General features: G+C 62.2%; 5 protein-coding genes, 1 tRNA gene and 1 pseudogene. 4 read left to right on the plus strand and 3 right to left on the minus strand.

Annotated features, from left to right (window positions below; genetic code table 11):
- Positions 1 to 251 precede the first annotated feature (251 nt).
- Positions 252 to 473 carry a hypothetical protein gene (locus WBB85_RS00300; protein WP_432636625.1) on the plus strand — a complete coding sequence of 74 codons (222 nt, stop codon included), beginning with the start codon at positions 252 to 254 and terminating at the stop codon, positions 471 to 473.
- A 5-nt stretch (positions 474 to 478) separates the two neighbouring features.
- On the opposite strand, the gene WBB85_RS00305 is transcribed toward WBB85_RS00300, so the two are convergent.
- A complete protein-coding gene (locus WBB85_RS00305) occupies positions 479 to 1,804 on the minus strand; it encodes an ATP-binding protein (RefSeq protein WP_432636626.1) in 1,326 nt (441 codons plus the stop codon).
- A gap of 42 nt (positions 1,805 to 1,846) precedes the next feature.
- On the opposite strand from WBB85_RS00305, the gene WBB85_RS00310 reads away from it, so the two are divergent.
- From WBB85_RS00310 to WBB85_RS00320, 3 genes and pseudogenes are all read left to right on the plus strand, one after another.
- Entirely contained in the window at positions 1,847 to 2,758 is a 912-nt protein-coding gene (locus WBB85_RS00310) for an MBL fold metallo-hydrolase (protein WP_432636627.1), read from the plus strand.
- Positions 2,759 to 2,917: 159 nt separating this feature from the next.
- A tRNA-Asn gene (locus WBB85_RS00315) sits at positions 2,918 to 2,992 on the plus strand.
- Positions 2,993 to 3,411: 419 nt separating this feature from the next.
- Positions 3,412 to 3,519: pseudogene (locus tag WBB85_RS00320) on the plus strand (dienelactone hydrolase family protein); the annotation flags it as partial.
- Positions 3,520 to 3,522: 3 nt separating this feature from the next.
- On the opposite strand, the gene WBB85_RS00325 reads toward WBB85_RS00320, so the two are convergent.
- Both WBB85_RS00325 and WBB85_RS00330 read right to left on the minus strand, forming a co-directional pair.
- On the minus strand, positions 3,523 to 3,894 hold the full coding sequence (locus WBB85_RS00325; protein WP_432636628.1) for a hypothetical protein: 372 nt from the start codon (positions 3,892 to 3,894) through the stop codon (positions 3,523 to 3,525).
- Between the two features lie 67 nt (positions 3,895 to 3,961).
- The coding region (locus WBB85_RS00330; protein ID WP_432636629.1) for an SDR family NAD(P)-dependent oxidoreductase at positions 3,962 to 4,389 on the minus strand (428 nt) is incomplete at its 5' end.

Here is a 4,389-nt window from a genome sequence, read left to right on the forward strand (position 1 = left end):
AATCGGTTTGACAACGCCGGGAAAAAGCGTTGAAAAACAATGGAAGAAAACGGGCGGGTTTGACAGTCTAAGGGCTTGAAAAGCCTAAAAGCCCGGAATCCCTCCGGGCCTACCATCCCCGCCCCGCGCCAGATGGAACCGGACGGGTCGCGTGTGGCTCTGATCCCGTGGACATTCCGCCGCTCCGGTGCTTGCGTTAGCAAAGTCGTAAGACCTCTGCCGCTATCCCTGTCGATGGCAAGGGGATGGCGATGGCACACAGAAAGAAGGCCGCATCGGGGCCTGCTGCCCGGGACAATGATCGGCCCGACCCGCTTGAGCATTGGCTCATGCAGGAAAGCGAAGCATTTGACGATATCGCGGAAGACGCCGCCACAGGCGCGGGCCAACGTGCCGTCAGCGGCTGGTGGATCCTGCCGGTTCTGGCCCTGTCGCTGCTGGCCTGGGCGTTTTTGCTGCGCCTGATCTGGTAGCGGCCTTACCGCGCCAGAACCAGTTCGGCCTTCAAGCCGCCCAGCCGGTCGCTCTGCCCCAGGCGCAACGTTCCGCCGTGGCTGCGCGCGATATCGGCGGTGATGGCAAGGCCAAGGCCGACCCCCGTCCCGCGATCCTGATTGCGCGCCTGATCGAGCCGCGTGAAGGGTTTCAGCGCCTCTTCCCGCTGGTCGCGCGGAATGCCCGGCCCGTCATCCTCCACCGTGATCCGGATGGAGCGGTCGAAAACCGACAGCGATACCTCGGCGCGGGTGCCGTAACGCACCGCATTGCCGATCAGGTTTTCCATCGCACGACGAATCGCCACCGTCCTGAGCGGCGCCTCCCCTGCCCCTTCGACCGCATGGAGTGTCACGGCCTGCCCCACCCGCCGGCCATCCTCGATCACCGCGCGCACAAATGGCACCGGATCGACAAGCTCGGCCTCTTCCTCCAGCGCGTCCCCGCGCACGAAGGTCAGAAAGGCGTCGAGCAGTCGCTCCATGTCATCGACATCATGGACCATCGCCCGGGCGTCGTCATCCTCGCCCATCATAGAGAGGCCCAGCTTTAACCGGGTGAGCGGGGTTCTCAGGTCATGGCTGACCCCGGACAACAACAATGTGCGCTGTTCGATCTGGCGTTCGATCCGGCCCCGCATATCCAGAAACGCATTCCCGGCCGCCCGGACCTCGATCGCACCGGCCGGGCGATAGGGCAGAACCCGCCCCTTGCCAAATGCCTCTGCCGCGCGGGCAAGGCGCCGGATCGGACGCAGTTGGTTGCGCAGGAACAGAAAGGCAATCGCCGTCATCAGAAGACCTGTCACCAGCATCAGCACCAGCAATTGATGCGGATTGCTGGCCGAAACACGCCCCCGCGCGAATGCGATCTCCATTGGTCCATAAGGCGTGTCCATGAAAAGACGAACCGATTTCAGATTGGTCAGTTCGATCACCCGGACCGTGTCAAATGCGTCGCGAAGGGTGGCGATCACAACTCGTCCGGACAGATCGTAGAACAATCGCGTGTCAGCCTCGGGCGCATCGGTCGGTGCCGGCAGCGCTACGGCCATCGACAGGGCGTCACCCAGTACGGTCGCCGCCACCTGCGCCGTTGCCCGGTTCGGTGCCCGCGCAACACGATCGGTCAGCAGCGCAATCTCATTGACGAGATTGCTGGTCATCTGTTCGGTCACCCTCTCGAAATGCCGCTGGATGAAGGCTATGGACACGACAAGCTGGATGATCACGATGGGCAGGATCAGGATCAGCGCTGCCCGGCCGTAAAGACCGCGCGGCAGGATCGACTTGAACCATCCGGAAATCATGCGGCGAGCCTAGCGGCAGCAATGGGGGAGAGAAAGCGCAAGATGACGAACAGATATGGAAATCCTCCGCGCTATGGCATTGCTGAGGTGCTTGCGCCGGGCGTCAGACGCGTCCTTGCCCCGAACCCCTCGCCGATGACATTGCATGGCACGAACAGCTATATCATCGGCGCGGGACAGGTCGCGGTGATCGATCCCGGCCCGGACAATGCCGATCACCTGAACGCCCTTCTCGCGGCCCTCGCACCGGGCGAGAGGATCAGCCATATCCTCGTGACCCATGCCCATCTCGACCATTCGCCGCTCGCGCGCCCTTTGGCCGATGCGACCGGCGCCCCCGTTCTTGCCTTCGGCGATGCCCGCGCGGGCCGGTCAGCGCTGATGGAGAAGCTGTCAGCTCAAGGTGGTTTGGAGGGGGGCGAAGGGGTCGATACCGGCTTTTCTCCCGACATCCATCTGTGTGACGGAGAAGAGATCAATGGCTCCGGCTGGTGCCTGCACGCGCTGCACACACCGGGGCATTTCGGCAACCACCTCAGCTTTCAGCTGGATGACATGATCTTTTGCGGCGATCACGTGATGGGCTGGGCTTCATCGCTCGTCTCGCCGCCGGACGGCGATATGGGGGCCTATATGGCGTCGTTGCGGCGGTTGGCCGATACCGGGGTGAAACACCTGCATTCAGGTCATGGCGACCCTATCGCCGATGCCCAAAGCCGCATCTCGGACCTGATCGCCCACCGGCAGGCACGGGAGGAGGCGATCCTAAGGGCGCTGAGGGATGGCCCGACGGACGCCACGACATTGGCCAGACGCATCTACACCGACACCCCGCCAACCATGATGCGTGCTGCCGCCCGCAATGTCCTGGCTCATCTCATTGATCTGACGGAAAGAAAGCAGGTCAAAGCCCAAACCCCGCTTGCCCCGAGCACTCAATTTTCGTTGCTTTGAGCCTTATGGCGTTTCGGGTTTACATTGTATCAGAGTTCGAACCTTTTTCGTTCGAATTCTGATACTATTTGTATCAACGAAACCCGAAACGCTTTAGTGATTTTTCTGCGCGAACCCACTGGACGCCCCCGACAACCCTTGCTATATCGCGCCGGGTGTTCCGGCGTAGCTCAGCGGTAGAGCAGTTGACTGTTAATCAATTGGTCGTAGGTTCGATCCCTACCGCCGGAGCCAAATCCCACCGCAAGCCATTGATTTAAAAGGGAACTCCTCTGCAGGAGTTGCGACAGCTCCGTGCACGTGTACGAACCGGTGCACAGACGTGTGCACATAGGCGGGTGCCGCGCTACCTCGGAGCGGCAGCGCCGTGCCGGACCTGACCCATCCCGGGATGCCCTGAAACCCGTGTTCGGAGGCCTCGCCATGGAAGCTTGCACCCATATTCCGTATCTCGAAAGACGCCCCTCGGGCCTCTTCTTCCGGCGCCGAATTCCCGCCCGGTTCCACCTTCCCGAAAAAAAATCTGCGAAGCAGTTTCTGTCCTTCTCGCTTCGAACACACGTCCTTGCCGACGGGAAGGCCGTTGCGCGGAGCCTCGCGTCACAGACCATTCCCGCGTCAAACCAGATAGCCAACGACCCGCGCTGCTTCAGGGCGTGAACCACGGGTTCCACAACGATTCCACCCCGCGCTATGACTGGGATGCGGCGGAACTGGCCTGGGGCCGGACGTTGGACTTCTTCCGCGGGATACTCGTGTGAGACTCAGCGCCGTTTCTGGCGGAACTCGCAAAGCGATTGGGCGTGGCCGACGGACAGACCGCCGCCCCTTTGAAAGAGCGAGAACAGCCCGGTTGTGCTTGCAGACGCTTCGGGGTTGAGTGTGAAATCCATCGGTTCTCCCGCCCGGCGCGGCGGTTCAGAGGCGCGGTAGATCACATCGGTGGGCGCAAGGTGCAGAACCCGGATCGCATAGTCACCGGCGGCACACCAGAACGCGGCCGGTCCTGATTTGCCCCGCCAGGGCACGCTGAACCCATCAGCGCCCTGAGGTTCAACGATCAGCCCGTTCTGCGCCGTGAAGGCGGCGGCGGGTGTTGCAAGGGACAAGGCGAATATCAGAGGGAGGAGACGCATGGGCTTATCCTGAATGATCTGTCTGAAAGATAGGATCTTCGGACGAAGTTCCAATGGGGGCCATCATCTACCAGTCAAAAGGCCGCCGGTCGCGAAAGAACCCGCCTGTTGGCCCATCCTCGGGCAGTAATGCCAGCCAGATCGCGGTATCCGCACCTTCCTCGGGCGTGCGTGTCGCATCATCGCCACCCATCCGTGTCTGAACCCAGCCGGGACACATCGCATTGATCTTGACGCCCTGCGGCAGGTCACGCGGCAGCGCCCGTGTCAACGCGTTCAGCGCCGCCTTGGCGACACCGTAGGCGCCGGGTCCGTTGAGCCCGTGGGCGAAACTGCCCCAGTCGGAGGACAGATTGACGATCCGCCCCCAACCGGTGTCCCGCCAATGCGGCAGGTTCAGTCGGATCAGATCAAGCGGGGCTGCCACCATCACCTGCATCGCGTCGTCAAAATCGCTGTCAGCCGCCAGAAGCGAGGCATGAGAGAGGATGCTGT

The organism is Albidovulum sp. (assembly GCF_049646345.1).
Classification (GTDB): Bacteria; Pseudomonadota; Alphaproteobacteria; order Rhodobacterales; family Rhodobacteraceae; genus Albidovulum.